The organism is Pseudomonas sp. CFBP 13719 (genome assembly GCF_014842095.1).
In the GTDB taxonomy this organism is placed as follows: domain Bacteria; phylum Pseudomonadota; class Gammaproteobacteria; order Pseudomonadales; family Pseudomonadaceae; genus Aquipseudomonas.
Window position 1 is genome coordinate 1,041,009 of sequence record NZ_JACYVB010000001.1, and the last position, 19,428, is coordinate 1,060,436.

At 62.4% G+C, this 19,428-nt stretch carries 16 protein-coding genes; 8 read left to right on the forward strand and 8 right to left on the reverse strand.

The window, feature by feature from the left end; all coding sequences use genetic code 11:
• Window positions 1-55 precede the first annotated feature (55 nt).
• The 5 genes from IFT57_RS04915 (at window position 56) to rlmF (ending at window position 6,594) form a co-directional block, all read left to right on the forward strand.
• A complete protein-coding gene (locus IFT57_RS04915) occupies window positions 56-1,546 on the forward strand; it encodes a leucyl aminopeptidase (protein WP_192150763.1) in 1,491 nt (496 codons plus the stop codon).
• Window positions 1,547-1,630: 84 nt separating this feature from the next.
• Window positions 1,631-2,059 carry a DNA polymerase III subunit chi gene (locus IFT57_RS04920; RefSeq protein WP_192150765.1) on the forward strand — a complete coding sequence of 143 codons (429 nt, stop codon included), beginning with the start codon at window positions 1,631-1,633 and terminating at the stop codon, window positions 2,057-2,059.
• Between the two features lie 7 nt (window positions 2,060-2,066).
• Window positions 2,067-2,450, forward strand: a complete 384-nt coding sequence (locus IFT57_RS04925; RefSeq protein WP_122800257.1) for a DNA polymerase III subunit chi — start codon at window positions 2,067-2,069, stop codon at window positions 2,448-2,450.
• A 220-nt stretch (window positions 2,451-2,670) separates the two neighbouring features.
• Complete coding sequence (locus IFT57_RS04930) at window positions 2,671-5,517, forward strand: valine--tRNA ligase (protein WP_192150768.1); 2,847 nt, start codon at window positions 2,671-2,673, stop codon at window positions 5,515-5,517.
• Window positions 5,518-5,640: 123 nt separating this feature from the next.
• Complete coding sequence (gene rlmF, locus IFT57_RS04935; protein WP_192150770.1) at window positions 5,641-6,594, forward strand: 23S rRNA (adenine(1618)-N(6))-methyltransferase RlmF; 954 nt, start codon at window positions 5,641-5,643, stop codon at window positions 6,592-6,594.
• A 160-nt stretch (window positions 6,595-6,754) separates the two neighbouring features.
• Here the strand turns inward: rlmF and IFT57_RS04940 are convergent, their stop codons facing one another.
• Window positions 6,755-7,036, reverse strand: a complete 282-nt coding sequence (locus IFT57_RS04940) for an HU family DNA-binding protein (protein WP_122479627.1) — start codon at window positions 7,034-7,036, stop codon at window positions 6,755-6,757.
• A 408-nt stretch (window positions 7,037-7,444) separates the two neighbouring features.
• Between IFT57_RS04940 and yejK the strand changes: the two genes are divergently transcribed.
• Entirely contained in the window at window positions 7,445-8,452 is a 1,008-nt protein-coding gene (gene yejK / locus IFT57_RS04945; RefSeq protein ID WP_192150772.1) for a nucleoid-associated protein YejK, read from the forward strand.
• Window positions 8,453-8,673: 221 nt separating this feature from the next.
• Here yejK and IFT57_RS04950 read toward each other — a convergent pair whose 3' ends face one another.
• From IFT57_RS04950 to IFT57_RS04980, 7 genes are all read right to left on the reverse strand, one after another.
• Complete coding sequence (locus tag IFT57_RS04950; RefSeq protein ID WP_192150774.1) at window positions 8,674-9,609, reverse strand: glutathione S-transferase family protein; 936 nt, start codon at window positions 9,607-9,609, stop codon at window positions 8,674-8,676.
• Window positions 9,610-10,374: 765 nt separating this feature from the next.
• A complete protein-coding gene (locus tag IFT57_RS04955) occupies window positions 10,375-10,650 on the reverse strand; it encodes a GIY-YIG nuclease family protein (protein WP_192150776.1) in 276 nt (91 codons plus the stop codon).
• A gap of 34 nt (window positions 10,651-10,684) precedes the next feature.
• Window positions 10,685-11,908 (reverse strand): MFS transporter, encoded by a 1,224-nt coding sequence (locus IFT57_RS04960; protein WP_192150778.1) that lies wholly within the window; start codon window positions 11,906-11,908, stop codon window positions 10,685-10,687.
• A gap of 408 nt (window positions 11,909-12,316) precedes the next feature.
• A complete protein-coding gene (locus IFT57_RS04965; RefSeq protein ID WP_043186354.1) occupies window positions 12,317-13,081 on the reverse strand; it encodes an amino acid ABC transporter ATP-binding protein in 765 nt (254 codons plus the stop codon).
• A gap of 10 nt (window positions 13,082-13,091) precedes the next feature.
• On the reverse strand, window positions 13,092-14,189 hold the full coding sequence (locus IFT57_RS04970) for an amino acid ABC transporter permease (protein ID WP_043186351.1): 1,098 nt from the start codon (window positions 14,187-14,189) through the stop codon (window positions 13,092-13,094).
• A 10-nt stretch (window positions 14,190-14,199) separates the two neighbouring features.
• Window positions 14,200-15,381: an amino acid ABC transporter permease gene (locus tag IFT57_RS04975; RefSeq protein WP_122796086.1), complete on the reverse strand. Its 1,182-nt coding sequence runs from the start codon at window positions 15,379-15,381 to the stop codon at window positions 14,200-14,202.
• 64 nt (window positions 15,382-15,445) lie between these two features.
• Entirely contained in the window at window positions 15,446-16,474 is a 1,029-nt protein-coding gene (locus IFT57_RS04980; protein ID WP_192150780.1) for an amino acid ABC transporter substrate-binding protein, read from the reverse strand.
• Window positions 16,475-16,941: 467 nt separating this feature from the next.
• Here IFT57_RS04980 and IFT57_RS04985 point away from each other — a divergent pair, with 467 nt between their 5' ends.
• Window positions 16,942-17,598: an alpha/beta hydrolase gene (locus IFT57_RS04985; RefSeq protein WP_122796088.1), complete on the forward strand. Its 657-nt coding sequence runs from the start codon at window positions 16,942-16,944 to the stop codon at window positions 17,596-17,598.
• A gap of 375 nt (window positions 17,599-17,973) precedes the next feature.
• Window positions 17,974-19,422: an ATP-dependent RNA helicase RhlB gene (gene rhlB, locus IFT57_RS04990; RefSeq protein WP_192150782.1), complete on the forward strand. Its 1,449-nt coding sequence runs from the start codon at window positions 17,974-17,976 to the stop codon at window positions 19,420-19,422.
• The last annotated feature ends 6 nt before the right edge of the window (window positions 19,423-19,428 follow it).

Genomic DNA, 19,428 nt, shown 5'->3' on the forward strand with positions numbered 1-19,428 from the left:
GCTTTCGCGCGAACCGTCTTGCGCAAGCATCGACCTAGAATCAGGGGTTCTGGATATGGAATTGGTTGTAAAGAGCGTTGCTGCCGAATCAGTTAAAACCGCGACCCTGGTCGTCGCCATCGGCGAAGAACGCGCCTTGGGCGCCATTGCCAGCAAGATCGACGGCCTGAGCGGCGGCTTGATCAGCGCCGCGCTCAAGCGTGGCGACATCGCCGGGCGTGCGGGCCAGACCCTGTTGCTGCCGGGCGTGCCTGCGCTCAAGGCCGAGCGCCTGCTGCTGGTGGGCAGCGGCAAGGATGAGGAACTGGCCGACCGCCCGTGGCGCAAACTGGCCAGCGCTGCCTACGGCGTGCTGAAGAACCTGGGAGGCAGCGATGCCGTGTTTGCCTTCGACGAGCTGACCGTCAAGGGTCGCGATGCCTACGGCAGAACGCGCCTGCTGGCAGAAACCCTGCTCGATGGCGAGTACGTGTTCGATCGTTTCAAGAGCAAGAAGGCCGATCCACGTGCCTTGCAGAAGATCACCCTGCTGACCCAGAAATCCAGCCAGGCCGACGTCGAACGCGCCGTTGCCCACGCCAAGGCCATCGCCAGTGGCATGAGCTTCACCAAGGACCTGGGCAACCTGCCGCCCAACCTGTGCCACCCCAGCTTCCTGGCTGAAGCCGCGAAGAGCCTGAGCAAGGCGCACAAGAACCTCAAGGTCGAGATTCACGACGAGAAGAAGCTCAAGGAACTGGGCATGGGTGCGTTCCTGGCCGTCGCCCAGGGCAGCGCGCAGCCGCCACGGTTGATCGTGCTCAACTATCAAGGCGCGAAGAAATCCGAGCAGCCCTACGTGCTGGTCGGCAAGGGCATCACCTTCGACACCGGCGGCATCAGCATCAAGCCGGCCGCCGGCATGGACGAGATGAAGTACGACATGTGCGGCGCTGCCAGCGTGTTCGGCACCCTGCGCGCCGTGCTGGAGCTGGAGCTGCCGATCAACCTGGTGTGCCTGATGGCCTGCGCCGAGAACATGCCCAGTGACCGCGCGACGCGCCCTGGCGACATCGTCGAGACCATGAGCGGGCAGACCGTGGAAATTCTCAACACCGACGCCGAAGGCCGTCTGGTGCTGTGCGATGCGCTGACCTACGCCGAGCGCTTCAACCCGCGCGCGGTGATCGACATCGCCACCCTGACCGGTGCTTGTGTTGTGGCGCTGGGTGGCCATACCACGGGCCTGATGAGCAACAACGAGGCCTTGGTCGGCCAGTTGCTGGAAGCGGGCAAGCAGGCCGACGACCGTTGCTGGCAGCTGCCGCTGTTCGAAGAGTATCAGGAGCAACTGGACAGCCCGTTCGCCGACATCGCCAACATCGGCGGGCCGAAGGGCGGCGCCATCACCGCAGGCTGCTTCCTGTCCCGTTTCACCAAGGCCTACGAGTGGGCGCACTTGGACATCGCCGGCACGGCGTGGGTCAGTGGCGGCAAGGACAAGGGCGCCACCGGTCGTCCGGTGCCTCTGCTCACCCAGTACCTGCTGGACCGCGCCGGGGTGTAATTGCCCACAGTCCGCGTGGCCCCTTTCGCGAGCCCTCTGCCCGCGAAAGGGGCCACGCGGTCTCCCGCCCCAGGAACACACCACATGCCCCAAGTCGACTTCTATGTCCTGCCCACTCCCCTGCCCGCCGCACGCCTGGATTTCGCCTGCAAGTTGGCTGAAAAAGCCTGGCGGCTGGGTCACCGGGTGTACGTTCATTGCACCGATGCTGCCCAGCGTGAAGCGCTGGACGCACGCTTGTGGACTTTCAAGGGTGAAAGCTTCGTGCCCCACAGCCTTGAGGAGGACGACCCTCACGCGCCCGTCACATTGGGCATCGCAGCGCAGGCGGCAGGCCATGACGATCTCCTGATCAACCTGGCCTTGAACGTTCCAGGCTTTGCCGGCCAGTTCGCGCGCGTTGCCGAAATCGTTGTTGAAGACCCTGCTATTCGTCAGGCCGCCCGGGAGAGTTTTCGTTTCTACCGTGAACAAGGCTATCCTCTGCAAGACCACCGCTTATCGCGACTTTGAGCCCAAGATGGACAACAACACCAAGCCTTTGCCCAAATCCGTACACCTGCTGGACGACCTCGAGTCGATCCGCAAGCTGCTCGGCGACGACACCCTGCAACCACCGTTGCTGACCGACGCCGTGGTTCGCAGCGAGCCCGAGGTGCCGTTGCTGTTCGAACTGCACGACGAGCCCGTGGCCACTGCACCGGCGGCCCTGCCGTCGGAACCGGCGGCGGCACCCAGTCCGGCACAAAACCGCCAGGATACCTTGCTGCACCTGGACGCCGAACTGCGCGCCGCTGCCCAGTTGATCATGCAGGACGTGATCGACGACTTCGCGCCTCACATCGAAACCGAGATCAAGCGCCGCCTCGAAGCGCGCATGGAAAGGTTGCTCAACCAGCCCTGATCCCCTTCCCCCGCCCTTCGCAGCCACGGACCGTTCGCCTACCACCGTAGGAGCGGTCATCGGCCGCGAAACAGGCGCTACGGTGTGTCAGCCATACCGAATCGCGCCCATCGCGGCCACGGACCGCTCCTACGCAGCCCGCCTCCCTCCCATAGCCGCCATATCCCCGCTATACTTCCCGGCTTTCTTTGAATAAATGCCTTATAGGGTCCCGCCGCGCATGGATAAGACCTACCAGCCGCACGCTATCGAAACTTCCTGGTACCAGACCTGGGAGGCCGAGAACTATTTTGCCCCGCAAGGTGCCGGCGACTCCTACACCATCATGATTCCGCCGCCGAACGTCACCGGCAGCCTGCACATGGGCCACGGTTTCAACAACGCCATCATGGACGCGCTGATCCGTTTTCGTCGCATGCAGGGCCGCAACACCCTGTGGCAGCCGGGTACCGACCACGCCGGTATCGCCACGCAGATGCTGGTCGAGCGTCAGATCGAAGCCCAAGGGCTGAATCGCCATGATCTTGGCCGGGAAAAATTCCTGGAAAAGATCTGGGAATGGAAAGACCAGTCCGGTGGCAACATCAGCCGCCAGATTCGCCGCCTCGGCTCGTCGGTCGATTGGAGCCGCGAACGCTTCACCATGGATGACGGCCTGTCCGAAGCGGTCAAGGAAGCGTTCGTGCGCCTGCACGAAGACGGCTTGATCTATCGCGGCAAGCGCCTGGTCAACTGGGACACCAAACTGCACACGGCCATCTCCGACCTGGAGGTGGAAAACCACGACGAAAAGGGTTTCCTCTGGAACCTCAAGTACCCGCTGGCAGACGGCGCGAAAACAGCCGAAGGCAATGACTTCCTGATCGTTGCCACCACGCGCCCGGAAACCATGCTCGGTGACGCCGCCGTCGCGGTGAACCCGAACGACGAGCGCTATCAGGCCTTGATCGGCAAGTTCGTCGAACTGCCACTGGTGGGCCGCCGGATTCCGATCATCGCCGACGACTATTGCGATCCCGAATTCGGCACCGGCTGCGTGAAGATCACCCCGGCCCACGATTTCAACGACTACGAAGTCGGCAAGCGCCATAACCTGCCGCTGCTCAACATCTTCGACAAGAATGCCCAAGTGCTGGCCAGCGCTCAGGTGTTCAACCTCGACGGCACCCTGAACGATAGCGTGGATGGCACCCTGCCTGGCGAATACGCCGGCTTGGATCGCTTCGAGGCACGCAAGCAGATCGTCGCCGCGTTCGACGCCGCCGGCCTGCTGGTCAGCGTCGACGACCATGCCCTGAAAGTGCCGAAGGGCGATCGCTCCGGTACGGTCATCGAGCCCTGGTTGACCGACCAGTGGTACGTGTCCACCAAGCCGCTGGCCGAACCTGCCATCGCCGCCGTGGAAGACGGCCGCATCGCCTTCGTACCCAAGCAGTACGAGAACATGTACTTTTCGTGGATGCGTGACATCCAGGATTGGTGCATCAGCCGCCAGCTCTGGTGGGGCCATCGCATTCCGGCCTGGTACGACGAGTCCGGCAAGGTCTATGTCGGCCGCAGCGAAGAGGAAGTGCGCAGCAAGCACGGCTTGGGCGCCGACGTGACGCTCAACCAGGACAACGACGTACTGGACACCTGGTTCAGCTCGGGCCTGTGGACTTTCTCCACCCTGGGTTGGCCGGAACAGACCGAATTCCTGAAGAAATTCCACAGCACCGACGTGCTGGTCACCGGCTTCGACATCATCTTCTTCTGGGTCGCCCGGATGATCATGTTGACCATGCACCTGGTCAAGGACGAGAACGGTACCCCGCAGGTGCCGTTCAAGACCGTCTACGTGCATGGCCTGGTGCGTGACGGCCAGGGCCAGAAGATGTCCAAGTCCAAGGGCAACGTGCTTGACCCGCTGGACATCATCGACGGTATCGAGCTCGAAGCCCTGGTGGCAAAACGCACCAGCGGCCTGATGCAGCCCAAACTGGCGAAGAAGATCGAAAAGCAGACCCGCGACGAGTTCGAAGGCGGCATCGCCAGCTACGGCACCGACGCCTTGCGCTTCACCTTCTGTTCGCTGGCGTCGACCGGTCGTGACATCAAGTTCGACATGGGCCGTGTCGAAGGCTATCGCAACTTCTGCAACAAGATCTGGAACGCCGCGCGCTACGTGCTCGACAAGGGCGAGGATTGCGGCCAGAACGGTGAAGCCTACGAGCTTTCGCTGGCCGATCGCTGGATCATCTCGCAACTGCAGCGCACCGAAGCCGAAGTGACCCGCCACCTCGACCAGTTCCGTTTCGACCTGGCCGCACAGGCACTCTACGAGTTCATCTGGAACCAGTATTGCGACTGGTACCTGGAGCTGTCCAAGCCTGTGCTGTGGGACGAAAACGCGCCGATCGAGCGTCAGCGCGGTACTCGCCGCACCTTGGTGCGCGTGCTCGAAGTGGCGCTGCGCCTGGCGCATCCGTTCATGCCGTTCATCACCGAAGAAATCTGGCAGCGCCTGGCGCCGCTCGCCGGTGTGCAGGGCAAGACGATCATGCTGCAGCCTTGGCCGGTGGCCAACGAAAGCCGCATCGATACGGCGGCCGAAGATGACATCGAGTGGCTCAAGGGCCTGATGCTGGGCGTGCGCAACATTCGTGGCGAGATGAACATTGGTCCAGGCAAGCCGCTGGCGCTGTTCCTCAAGAACACCGGCAGCCAGGACCAGCGTCGCCTGCAGGAGAACGATGCCTTGCTGCGCAAGCTCGCCAAGCTGGAATCCATCACCGTGCTCGCCGATGGCCAGGAGGCGCCTTTGAGTGCCACTGCGCTGGTCGGCGAGATGGAAGTGCTGGTGCCCATGGCCGGCCTGATCGACAAGGACGCCGAACTGGCGCGCCTGGACAAGGAAATCCAGCGTCTGAACGGTGAAGTGGCACGCGTGGGCGGCAAGTTGTCCAATGCAGCCTTCGTCGACAAGGCACCTCCCGCCGTTATCGACAAAGAGCGCGCCAAACTGGCCGAAGCCGAACAAGCCTTGACCAAGCTGGCCGAACAGCACGCGCGGATCGCCAGCCTGTAATCCGTCTCGCGGGCCTCATCGCGGGCGCTGCTCGCCCCCACAGAGATCTATGCAACCCTGTAGATCCTTGTGGGAGCCGGCTCTGCCCGCGAAGAGGCCAGCAGCCCCACCGGTAACCTCCCCATGTCCACCCCGCAAAAACCCACCCTGCACCCGCGCAACCGCCATCAGGGCCGCTACGACTTCCCGCAGCTGATCAAGGCCCATCCGGACCTCGCCCGGTTCGTCATCCTCAACCCGTACGGCAAGCAAAGCATCGACTTCGCCGACCCGGCGGCGGTGAAGGTATTCAACCGGGCCCTGCTCGGAGCGTTGTACGGCATCCACCACTGGGATATCCCGGACGGCTACCTGTGCCCGCCCATCCCGGGGCGCGCCGACTATCTGCATTGCCTGGCGGACCTGCTGGCCGAAAGCAACCGCGCAGAGATTCCCAGAGGCGCTGCGGTCAAGGCACTGGATGTAGGTGTGGGCGCCAACTGCATCTATCCATTGCTGGGGCACAGCGACTATCGCTGGCAGTTCGTGGGGTCCGACATAGATCCGGTGGCGTTGGCCTCGGCCAACACCATCATCCAGGCCAACAAGCTGGGCAAGGCCATCACCCTGCGCCTGCAAAGCCAGCCACGGCAGATTCTTCAGGGACTGATAGGCGCCGAGGAACGGTTCGCCGTGACCCTGTGCAACCCACCGTTTCATGCTTCGCTGGAGGAAGCGACGCGTGGCAGCCAGCGCAAGTGGCGCGCACTGGGCAAGGCCGATCCCAAGCGCAAGCTGCCGGTGCTGAACTTCGGTGGGCAGAACAACGAGCTGTGGTGCGAGGGGGGCGAGATTCGCTTCGTGACGCAGTTGATCAACGAAAGCGTGGCGCTGGGCAAGCAGGTGCTGTGGTTTTCCACCCTGGTGTCCAAGGCTTCCAACCTGGCGGCCATCCAGGCGAGCTTGAGCAAGGTCCAGGCGGCCCAGGTACGGGTGGTGGAAATGGGTCAGGGCCAGAAGCAAAGCCGCTTCGTCGCCTGGACCTTTCAGCCCGAGCAGGCACGCAATACCTGGTTCAGCTCACTACAAACCTCGTAGGAGCGGTCATCGGCCGCGAAACAGGCGCTGCGGTGTACCAGGTGTACCGCGGCGCGCTCTTCGCGGGCAGAGCCCGCTCCCACAGGGTCGGGTACATTTCGCGGGCACAAAAAAACCGCGCCCGGGTTGACCCGCGGCACGGTTCGTCGAGCCGTTACAATTACTTGTTAACGGAATCGGTCAGCACTTTGGCTGGGACGAACTTGACGACTTTCTTGGCAGCGATTTCGATGGCAGCGCCGGTCGAAGGGTTACGGCCGGTACGGGCAGGACGCTCGGTGATCTTCAGCTTGCCGATACCAGGCAAGGTGATCTCGTTGCCATTTTCCAATTGATCGGCAACGATCTGGCCCAGCTGCTCGATAGCGTTGCGCGCGGTGGTTTTCGGCGCGTCGATAGCTTCAGCGATATCGGCGATCAGTTGGTCTTTGGTTAATGCCATGGTGGTGTACCTTCCCTATCAAATTCAATTGGATTGCAAAGTGCAGCGTAAGTCGGAGCCGGGCGTGCGACGTCCGCCGGGGCTCACGTTTCGGTCATGCCAATCGCCATTGTAGATACCCAGAATGGCGTTTGGTTCGACTCGAAAGCCGCTCTCTGCGGGGCTTCACGGCCTTGTGGGCCGCAAGACCGGGCAAAACTAGCACAGAGCCAGACAAATATCCGCCACAAGCGGTCCTTTTATTCAGCTTTATCATGGGTTTGGCCGAAAAGTAGACGATTTCGTCGTTTCAGCGCACGCACCCGTCACCAGCAATCCGTAAAACCCCTATCTACGTTACACTTCGCCCCTTTGCCGCACGGCTCGCCACGTCCACCGTGCCCGTCAAACAGACCAGCCGAGAAGCCCATGCCGATCCGTCACTGCATCGTCCACTTGATCGACAAGAAACCCGACGGCACCCCCGCCGTGCTTCACGCGCGCGACAGCGAACTGGCCGAGTCCAGCGCCATCGAGCATCTGCTTGCCGATCTCAATGAAAGCTACAACGCCAAGCAGGGCAAGGCCTGGGGCTTCTTCCATGCCGAGTCCGGGGCGCACCCCTTCAGTGGCTGGCTCAAGGACTATCTGGACGAGGGTCGTGACTTCACCCAGTTCAGCCGCACGGCCGTCGAGCATTTGCAGAAACTGATGGAAGAATCGAATCTTTCCACCGGCGGGCACGTCCTGTTCGCGCACTACCAGCAGGGCATGACCGATTACCTGGCCATTGCCCTGCTGCACCACAGCGAAGGCGTGGCAGTGACATCAGAGCTCGACGTCACCCCGTCGCGGCACCTGGACCTGGGGCAGTTGCACCTGGCGGCACGCATCAACCTGTCGGAGTGGCAGAACAACAAGCAGTCCAAGCAGTACATCTCGTTCATCAAAGGCAAGAACGGCAAGAAGGTCTCGGAGTATTTCCGCGACTTCATCGGCTGCCAGGAGGGCGTCGACGGCCCGGGCGAAACGCGGACATTGCTCAAGGCGTTCAGCGACTTCGTCGAAAGCGAGGACATGCCCGAAGAGTCTGCGCGGGAAAAAACCCAAACCCTGGTGGAGTACGCCACCAGCCAGAGCAAGATGGGCGAGCCGGTCACCTTGAAGGAGTTGTCGGGCTTGATCGATGAAGAGCGCCCGCAGGCGTTCTACGACCATATCCGCAACAAGGATTACGGTCTGTCGCCAGAGATCCCGGCGGACAAACGCACCCTCAACCAGTTTCGCCGCTTCACCGGGCGTGCCGAGGGGCTGTCGATCAGTTTCGAGGCGCATCTGCTGGGCTCGAAGATCGAATATGACGAAGAAGCCGGCACCTTGATCATCAAGGGCCTGCCCTCGCAACTGACCGACCAGCTCAAACGTCGCAAGGATTGAGCTGAGCCCACAGAGGTTCGCATCCACCCGTAGGAGCGGTTACCGGCCGCGAAGCAGGCGCCGCGGTGTGTCAATCAGACCGCATCGCGCCCTTCGCGGGCAGAGGGCTCAGCCGCCCGCCCCGCTCCCACACCAGGCCCTTGTACATCGCGGACATCCCGTGGGAGCGGTCAGCGGCCGCGAAGCAGGCGCCGCGGTGTATCCAATCGAACGCAGAGCAGTTACTGCTTCGCGAGCGCAAAACCTACGCGTGGGAAATGCACATGCACCACGCCGGCGCGCTCGTCTTCGCGCTTGATGATCAATTCCTCGGCACCGGCAAACAACAACTCTCCACGCACCGGGTCGACGCCATAGTCCACCGCCGCAATGCTCACCTGATCGCCAACCTTGAAGCCATTGGGGTCTTCGAACGTTTCCGTAGGCAAGGCTGCCGGAGTAGCAGTCTTGGCTATCGCCAGTGCCTCATCGGCACTCAGGTCGCTGTAGGTACCATGGCCAAAGCCCAGCACGCGGCCGAGCCAGGCATGAATGGCGGGATAGATATCCACCAGCGGTGCAGTGACCGGCGTTCCCTTGAGAAACCACAACAGGTGGGCCAGGGAGAAATCTGCCAGGGTAGGTTCGCCAAACAGGTAGTCGCCTTCTGCGTCCTGCAGCTGCTGTTCAAGCCGCGCCATGAACGTCGGCCACTGATGCTTGGCCTGCTCCACCGACAAACGAGTGGCCGTACCACCCTGGAACAGCGCCATGCGATCGGCGATGAACGCCTTGGCGGCGTCTTCCGGCAGGCGCGCCAGACGGGCACTGATGGACTCGGGTTGAAACACCAGGCTGACCGCATGCTGGAACAGCACCGAATCGGCCCAGGCGGCGAACGTGGCGACAGTCAGTTCCTGACCTTGGGGCAACAGCGATGGAAAAGCTTTTTCCTGGTCCAGACGGCGAGCGATCAGGGCCGTGTCGCAATACACATCGGCGCCTATCTGCAACACCGGGGTCTTGCGGTAGCCACCGGTCAACGCCGTCAGATCGGGTTTGGGCATGATCGGCGAAATCAGTACCGAGCGCCATGCGAGCCCTTTGAAGCCGAGCATCAGGCGGGCCTTCTCGGCGAACGGCGAGGTCGGATAGTGATGCAGGATCAACTCGGACATATCGGCTCCAGCAGGATGGGGAAAGCTCACAGCTTACTCGCCCGCGCGCAGAGCACATACCCCTGTAGCAGCGGCGCAAGCCGCGTCGGCGCTGTATGCGGTGTGCCTGAATGAACGCGGTGCCACCGGACGCGGCGCGCGCCGCTGCTACACGGATTGCGTGCTCTGTAGCAGCGGCGCAAGCCGCGTCGGCGGTGTATGCGGTGCACCTGAATGATCGCGGTGCCACCGGACGCGGCTCGCGCCGCTGCTACAGGGGATGCATGGTCTGTAGCAGCGGCGCAAGCCGCGTCGGCGGTGTATACGGTGTGCCTGAATCAGCGCGGTGCCACCGGACGCGGCTCGCGCCGCTGCTACAGGGGCGGCATGGTCTGTAGCAGCGGCGCAAGCCGCGTCGGCGCTGTATGCGGTGTGCCTGAATGAACGCGGTGCCACTAGACGCGGCTCGCGCCGCTGCTACAGGGGATGCGTGGTCTGTAGCAGCGGCGCAAGCCGCGTCGGCGGTGTGTGTGGTGTGCCTGAATGAACGCGGTGCCACCGGACGCGGCTCGCGCCGCTGCTACACGGATTGCGTGCTCTGTAGCAGCGGCGCAAGCCGCGTCGGCGGTGTGTGTGGTGTGCCTGAATGAACGCGGTGCCACTGGACGCGGCTCGCGCCGCTGCTACAGGGGATGCATGGTCTGTAGCAGCGGCGCAAGCCGCGTCGGCGGTGTATGCGGTGCGCCTGAATGATCGCGGTGCCACCGGACGCGGCTCGCGCCGCTGCTACAGGTGGCGGAAAGACGCTACCAGGTGTTCCTTGGCAACTTTGCGTAGGCGCTTGATCAGCCGCTCGTGGCGCAGCGCTTCACCCTTGCTGGGCCAGGTTTCGTAGTACACCAGCGCCACTGCCGGGCTGGAGAGAAAAAAACGCGCGCCCTTGCCGCTCTGATGCTTGGCGAAGCGTCTGTGCGGATCGTCGCTGATGCCGCAGTAGAGCGAGCCGTTCGCCGCGCGGACCAAGTAGACATACCAAGGTTTGGGTGGCGTGATGTCGGTCATTGATTCAGCAGCGCCTGTCTGCAAACCCGCGGCATCATTCCACCTTCGTCGCCACCGCACGCACATGCAGCGTACGCCCGGCCCCCATACCCGCCGCCGTGGCAGCGATGCCAATCACGGCAAACACCCAGCCCACTGCGCTCCAGCCGCCCGTCATGTCGTGCACCAGTCCTACCGCGAAGGGCCCCATCGAGGCGATGGTGTAGCCCACACCCTGGGCCATGCTCGACAAGTTGGCCGCCACATGGGCATCGCGCGAACGCAGCACGATCAAGGTCAGCGCCAAAGCGAACACACCGCCCTGCCCCAGACCAAGCACGATTGCCCAGCCCCACATCCCGCTCAACGGTGCATAGAGCAGGCCAAACAAACCAGTCAGGCTCAGTGCCATCACTGCAAGAATCGGCAGACGCTGATCATGACCGCGGGTGGCCAGCCATGGCACGGTCAGCGCGCTGGGCAGTTGCACGATGATCGAGAACGACATGACCAGCCCAGCTTCGGCTGCCGACAAGCCCCGACCGATCAGGATCGACGGCAGCCAGCCAAACACAATGTAGGCCAGCGATGATTGCAAGCCCATGAACAGCGTGACCTGCCAGGCCAGGGGGTCGCGGAACAGCCCGCTGACCCGATAGCGAGCGCGCTGCAGACCATGTTTCTGCCGCGTCTGCGGCAGCCAGAACACCGCGGCCAACAGGGCAGGCACCATCCAGAACGCCAGGCCGATGCGCCAACTGTCATCGAAATACTGACTGAGGGGAACGCTGGAACCGGCGGCCAGTGCAGCTCCCAGACACAATGCCATGGTGTAGACACCGGTCATCGTGCCGGCCTGTCGAGCGAAGTCACGCTTGACGATGCCGGGAAGCAGCACACCGATTATCCCGATACTGCCACCGGCCACCAGGCTGCCGACGAACAGGCCCCAGATGCCCAACTGGCTGCGCAGCGCGATGCCGGCTGCCAGCACCAGCAACACACCCAAGACCACGCGCTCGCTGTCGAAACGCCGTGCCAGCAGAGGCGCCAAGGGCGCGAACAGACCCAGGCACAGCACTGGAAGCGTAGTCAGCAGCCCGGCCGTCGAGCCGCTCAGGCCAAGGCTGGCAGAGACCTGCGCAAGCAATGGCGCCATGCTCGACAAGGCCGGACGCAGGTTGAGCGCCACCAGCACCAAGCCAAGGATCAGCAACCAGGGTTTATGCAGCGGCGTGACGATATCGCGACTCGAAGGGGTACAGTTGGCAGTAGGCATAAAGGTCCAGAAACGAAGGTGCGGACCATTGCCAGGACGGGAATGCCTGATGGTCTCTTGAATACGGCTTTGAACGAGGAAGCGTAGAGCGTATTGCCAGCAATGGCAAATACCTGGCTGACAGTGTGCCCTTCAGACCGCAGCGCGCCGTTCGCGGCCACGGACCGCTCCTACGGGATGACCCACGTCCCTGTGGGAGCGGGCTCTGCCCGCGAAGCAGACGACGCAGACGACGCAGTGTGTCAGCCAAACCGCAGTGCGCCCTTCGCGGCCACGGACCGCTCCTACAGGTATCCGCGCAACCCGTAGGAGCGGTCATCGGCAGCGAAGCAGGCGCTGCGGTGCAGCAGACCTGAAACGAAAAAACCCGGGCACAGGCCCGGGTTTTTCGTGTGCCGCAAAAGGCAATCAGTGCAGGATCTGGCTCAGGAACATCCGTGTCCGGTCGCTCTGCGGGTTGTCGAAGAAGTCGTTCGGCGCGGCCTGTTCGACGATCTCGCCCTTGTCCATGAAGATCACCCGGTTCGCCACGGTGCGGGCGAAGCCCATTTCGTGAGTGACGCAGAGCATGGTCATGCCGTCTTCGGCCAGGCCGATCATGGTGTCGAGTACTTCCTTGACCATTTCCGGATCGAGCGCCGACGTCGGTTCGTCGAACAGCATGATCTTGGGCTTCATGCACAACGCCCGCGCAATGGCCACACGCTGTTGCTGGCCACCGGACAACTGGCCGGGAAACTTGTGCGCCTGTTCCGGGATACGCACGCGCTCCAGGTAATGCATGGCGATTTCCTCGGCCTGGCGCTTGGGCATCTTGCGCACCCACATCGGCGCCAGCGTGCAATTCTGCAGGATGGTCAGATGAGGAAACAGGTTGAAGTGCTGGAACACCATGCCCACTTCGCGACGTACCGTTTCGATCTGCTTGAGATCGTTGGTCAGCTCCACGCCGTCGACGATGATGGTGCCCTTCTGATGCTCTTCCAGCCGATTCAAACAACGGATGGTGGTCGACTTGCCCGAACCCGAGGGCCCGCACAGGACGATACGCTCGCCCTGGGCCACGTTCAGGTTGATGTCCTTGAGCACGTGGAACTGGCCGTACCACTTGTTCACGCCTTGCATCTGGATGATGCCCGGTGCGCCCGCCGGTTTCTTGATCGCTTCACTCATGATTAAGCTCCTAACGCTTGTGGCCAGTGTCCAGCTTGCGCTCCAGATGCATGGAGTAGCGGGACATACCGAAACAGAAGATCCAGAACACCAGGGCCGCGAACACGTAGCCCTCCGTCGCCATGCCCAGCCATGCCGGGTCGGCTGCCGCCTGTTTGACGCTGTTGAGCAGGTCGAACAGGCCGATGATGATCACCAGGCTGGTGTCCTTGAACAATGCAATGAAGGTGTTGACGATGCCGGGGATCACCATTTTCAAGGCCTGCGGCAGGATCACCAGGCCCATGCTGCGCCAGTAGCCCAGCGCCATGGCCGAGGCAGCTTCGTACTGCCCCTTGGGAATCGCCTGCATGCCACCGCGCACCACTTCCGCCACATACGCGGACTGGAACAGGATCACGCCGATCAGCGCGCGCAGCAGCTTGTCGAAGTTCATGCCTTCAGGCAGGAACAGCGGCAGCATCACCGAGGACATGAACAGCACGGTGATCAGCGGTACGCCACGCCAGAACTCGATGAAAGTCACGCAGACCACCTTCACCGCCGGCATTTTCGAACGCCGGCCCAACGCCAGCAGGATCCCCAGCGGCAAGGCGCCAGCGATGCCCACGGTGGCGATCACCAGGGTCAGCATCAGGCCGCCCCATTGGCTGGTTGCCACGGTCGGCATGCCGAACGCGCCGCCATGCAGCAGGAAGTAGGCGATGACCGGGTACAGCACCAGAAAGCCGATGCCATAGACCGCCTTGCGCTTGAACCGTGACATGAACAGCGGCGCCACACCCAGCACTGCCAGCCACACGGTCAGGTCGACGCGCCAGCGCAGCTCGGGCGGGTAATAGCCGTACATGAACTGGCCGAAACGCTGCTGGATGAACACCCAGCAGGCGCCTTCCTTGGTGCAGTCGGCACGGGTGGTACCCACCCAGTTCGCGTCGAAGATCGACCAGCTCAACAGTGGCGGAACGATCAGCCAGATCAGGTACAGCGAGAGCAGGGTCAACAGGGTGTTGAGCCAGCTGGAGAACAGGTTCCGGCGCATCCACGCGACAGGTCCGAAGACTTTGCTGGGTGGCGGCTGGTCGGGTTTGAAAATATGGGTCGTCATGCGCTCATCCTCACCGTTCGATCAGCGCAATGCGCTTGTTGTACCAGTTCATCAGCAGGGAAATGCTGATACTGATTGCCAGGTACACGCTCATGGTGATGGCAATGACTTCGATCGCCTGCCCGGTCTGGTTGAGCACGGTACCGGCGAACAGCGAAACCATTTCCGGGTAACCGATACCGGCGGCCAGGGAAGAGTTCTTCGCCAGGTTCAGGTATTGGCTGGTCAGTGGCGGAATGATCACGCGCAGGGCCTGCGGGATGATCACCTTGCGCAACGTTGGGCCATTGCGCAGTCCCAGCGAGTGGGCCGCTTCGGTCTGGCCGTGGCTGACCGACTTGATGCCCGAGCGTACGATCTCGGCGATGAACGCCGCGGTGTACACGGTCAACGCCAGGGTCAAGGCCAGCAGTTCCGGGATCAGTACCCAGCCACCGACGAAGTTGAAGCCCTTGAGCTCGGGTTTTTCCCAATGCACCGGCGTGCCGAAGATCAGCGCGCACAGGGCCGGCAATACGATGATGATCGCCAGGCCCACCCAGAACTTGTGGAACGGCTGGCCGGTGGCCTCGAAGCGCTTGGTGGCCCACTTGGACATCAGCACGACGCCGACAATGGCTATCACCACGCTGATCACGAATGGCCAGAAGCCTGGCGCCGCCAGCGCGCCCGGCATGTTCAAGCCGCGGCTGCTGACGTAGAAGCTGTCCATGAAACCATGCGCCGCGCGCGGACCCGGCAGGGTCAGGAACACCGCGAAATACCAGAACAGGATCTGCAGCAGCGGCGGGATGTTGCGGAAAACCTCGATGTAGACAGTCGCCAGCTTGTTGATCATGAAGTTGGGCGACAGTCGCGCCACACCGATCACGAAACCCAGCACGGTCGCCAGGATGATGCCGATGATGGACACCAGCAGGGTATTGAGCAGGCCGATCAGGAACACGCGCGCGTAGCTGTCCGATTCGGTGTAGTCGATCAGGTGTTGGGCAATGCCGAAGCCGGCACTGCGTTCAAGGAAGTCGAAGCCGGAAGTGATGCCCCGGTGTTGCAGGTTGGTCTGTGTGTTGTCGAACAGAAACCAGCCCATACCGACCACCGCCACAATGGTGATGATCTGGAAAAGCCACGCACGCACACGTGGATCAGTCAGGGATAACCCCTGCTTGGGTGCGCCGATTTGATTTTGCATGGAAAGCCCCAGGAGAGATGGAGAACAGCGCCCGACGGCAACGTGCCGTCAGGCGCCGGGCCGATCAGCGCACCGGAGGTGCGTACTGGATACCGCCAGCGTTCCAGAGAGCGTTCTGGCCACGGTCGATCTTCAGCGGGGTGTTCGCGCCCAGGTTGCGCTCGAACATCTCGCCGTAGTTGCCGACCTGCTTGACGATCTGCACGACCCAATCCTTCGGCAGTTTCAGGTCCTTGCCGTATTCGCCATCGGCGCCCAGCAAGCGTGCCACGTCAGGATTCTTGGTGGCCTTGGCCTCGGCTTCGACGTTCTTCGAAGTCACGCCTGCCTCTTCGGCGTTGAGCTGGGCGAACAGGGTCCACTTGACGATCGCCAGCCAGTCTTCATCACCGCGGCGTACCACTGGGCCCAGCGGCTCCTTGGAGATGGTTTCCGGCAGCACGACGTAGTCGTCCGGCTTGGCCAGCTTGCTGCGCTGGGCGAACAGCTGCGACTTGTCGGAGGTCAGCACGTCACAACGACCGCCTTCCAGGGACTTGGCGCTTTCGTCGGAGGTGTCGAAGGTGATCGGGGTGTACTTCAGGCCGTTGCCACGGAAGTAGTCGGACACGTTCAGCTCGGTGGTGGTACCGGCCTGGATGCAGATGGTGGCGCCGTCCAGCTCCTTGGCGCTTTTCACGCCCAGCTTGTTGTTCACCAGGAAGCCGATGCCGTCATAGTAGGTAACGCCGGCGAAGACCATGCCCATGCCCGCATCACGGGAGCTGGTCCAGGTGGTGTTACGCGACAGAATGTCGATTTCACCGGACTGCAGGGCGGTGAAGCGCTCCTTGGCGTTCAGCTGGCTGAATTTGACCTTGGTGGCGTCACCGAACACGGCAGCGGCGACTGCGCGGCAGACGTCGGCGTCGATACCGACGATCTTGCCCGAAGAATCAGGAACGGAGAAACCAGGCAGGCCGTCGGAGACGCCGCACTGTACGAAACCTTTCTTCTGGATGGCGTCCAGAGTGGCACCCGCCTGAGCGAAGCTGCTTACGCCCAGGACGGTCGCAGCGGTCAGTACTGCCAGGGTGGATTTCAACATCTTCATTCAAAACCTCCAGTTGCTCTTGTTGTGTCCGAGCTTGAATTGCGCTGCACCTTAATGAGGCGGTTTCGACCCGTGTTGGCTAGTTGTTGGGTCAAGCATCAATCGCAATACAAGTGATGAACCCGACCGACCGAATGGCGCGACCGGGATATGCAACGCTTGCCCCCGCTCCCCGCAAGGTTCGACGCAGTGGTCTGCGGCGTCTCTGGTGACCATCGGCAAATTTTTCCGCATCGCCGCTGACTGCTCTGCGTCAGTCCATAACGGTTCTATAGTGTTACCGTCGATGACGATGCTGGTATTACGCCAGTAACATAGCAAGCGCCGTACCATAGTGGCCGGCGAGCGCGTTTAAATGCGCGTCAATAGAAAAACTTGTAGCCTTGCGACATCTTCTTCAAAGATCGCACCATCGCGCCTCGTCGCACTGCACCCAAACAGAGCGGGCGCCCCACAACGGAGCAACCATGACCGATCCCTTGATCATCGAACCCGACAACAGCGTCGACGCCTGTGTCATCTGGCTGCATGGCCTAGGCGCTGACCGCTATGACTTCCTGCCCGTGGCGGAAGCCTTGCAGCAACGGCTGCGGGGAACGCGTTTCGTACTGCCGCAGGCGCCCACCCGCGCCGTGACCATCAATGGCGGCTACGCCATGCCCAGCTGGTACAACATCATCGCCATGAGTCCGGCACGGGCCATCGACCAAAGCCAGCTGGAGGCGTCTGCGCAGATGCTTTGCGGGCTGATCGAGGAGCAGCAGGCGAGCGGCATCCCGCCGGAAAGGATCTTCATTGCAGGCTTTTCCCAGGGGGGCGCGGTGGCATTGCATACGGCCTATATCACCTGGCAAGGTCCGCTTGGGGGAGTACTGGCGCTGTCGACCTATGCGCCCACCTTCGACGACCAGATCGAACTGGCTGCCAGTCAGCAGCGCACTCCGGCATTGTGCCTGCATGGACAGAATGACGAAGTCGTGATCAACGCCATGGGCCGCAGCGCTTATGAATACCTCAAACGCTGGGGCGTTGACGCAGCGTGGCAGGAATACCCCATGGGTCACCAAGTGTTACCGCAGGAGATCGCCGACATCGGCGACTGGCTGGCCGAACGGTTGCACTGACACCTGGCCCATCCGTGGAAGCGGCCTGTGGCCGCGAAGCAGGCGCCGCGGTGTGTCCGGCCAACCGCAGCGCGCCCTTCGCGGCCACGGACCGCTCCTACATAGGCTCGCGGTCGACTCGTGGGAGCGGTCATCGGCCGCGAAGCAGACGCCGCGGTGTGTCCGGCCAACCGCAGCGCGCCCTTCGCGGCCACGGACCGCTCCTACATAGGTTCGCGGTCGACTCGTGGGAGCGGTCAGCGGCCGCGAAGCAGACACTGCGCAGTACCAGCCACACAGCGGTCACCGTACGCCCCCACCACTCTTCTATCGTCGTGCTCGATTCTTGCATTACACTGCCTGACGTTCATTCCTCAACCAATCGATGAGAAGCCTGTGCTCAAAGCACTCAAGAAGATGTTCGGCAAAAGCGAGGCGCAACCCCTTGCAGCCGACACTGGCGCCACCCGCGTCCTACCCGTCGACACCCACGAATCGGCCCAGCCGGTGGTTGCTGCGCCAGCTCCCAGCGTCAGCCCCGAACCCGAAACACCCGCACCGGCCGTGATCGCCGCTGAAAAGCCTGCGCGTTCCCGCCTGCCCAAGCCCGTCGCTGTCGCCTGGAGCCGTGCCGATTTTCAGGTCGAGGCGCAGGAAGGCAAGACCCGCTTCCACGACTTTCCGCTCACCGACGAGCTGATGCACGCCATCCACGACCTGGGATTTCCGTACTGCACACCGATCCAGGCTCAGGTGCTGGGCTACACGCTCAAGGGCCGCGACGCCATCGGACGCGCGCAGACCGGCACCGGCAAGACCGCGGCCTTTCTCGTGTCGATCATCTCCCAGCTGCAGCAGACCCCTCCGCCCAAGGAGCGCTTCATGGGCGAGCCGCGCGCGCTGATCATCGCGCCGACCCGTGAGTTGGTGGTGCAGATTGCCAAGGATGCCGCAGGCCTGACCAAGTACACCGGCCTGAACGTGATGACGTTCGTCGGCGGCATGGATTTCGACAAGCAGCTCAAGCAGCTCGAAGCACGCCATTGCGACATTCTGGTTGCCACCCCCGGCCGCTTGCTGGACTTCAACCAGCGCGGCGAAGTGCATCTGGACATGGTCGAGGTGATGGTGCTCGATGAAGCCGACCGCATGCTCGACATGGGCTTCATCCCCCAGGTGCGGCAGATCATTCGCCAGACGCCGCCCAAGCAGGAACGCCAGACCTTGCTGTTCTCCGCCACCTTCACCGCTGACGTGATGAACCTCGCCCAGCAGTGGACCACCGACCCGGCCATTGTCGAAATCGAACCGGAGAACGTGGCCAGCGAGACCGTCGAGCAACACGTGTATGCAGTGGCCGGCAGCGACAAATACAAACTGCTCTACAATTTGGTCACCAGCAACGACTGGGAGCGCGTCATCGTGTTTGCCAACCGCAAGGACGAGGTGCGCCGCATCGAAGAGCGTCTGGTGCGCGATGGCGTGAATGCCGCGCAGCTGTCCGGCGATGTGCCGCAGCACAAGCGCATCAAAACGCTAGAGGGCTTTCGCGAGGGCAAGATCCGAGTGCTGGTGGCCACCGATGTGGCAGGCCGCGGAATCCATATCGATGGCATCAGCCATGTGATCAATTTCACCTTGCCCGAAGTGCCGGATGACTACGTTCACCGCATCGGGCGTACCGGCCGAGCCGGCAGCAGCGGAGTGTCGATCAGTTTCGCCGGCGAAGACGACTCCTACCAACTGCCTTCGATCGAGGCGTTGCTGGGTCGCAAGATCAACTTCGAAATGCCGTCGGCCGAGCTGCTGAAACCCGTCGAACGCAAACACCCACAACCCCTGTAGGAGCGG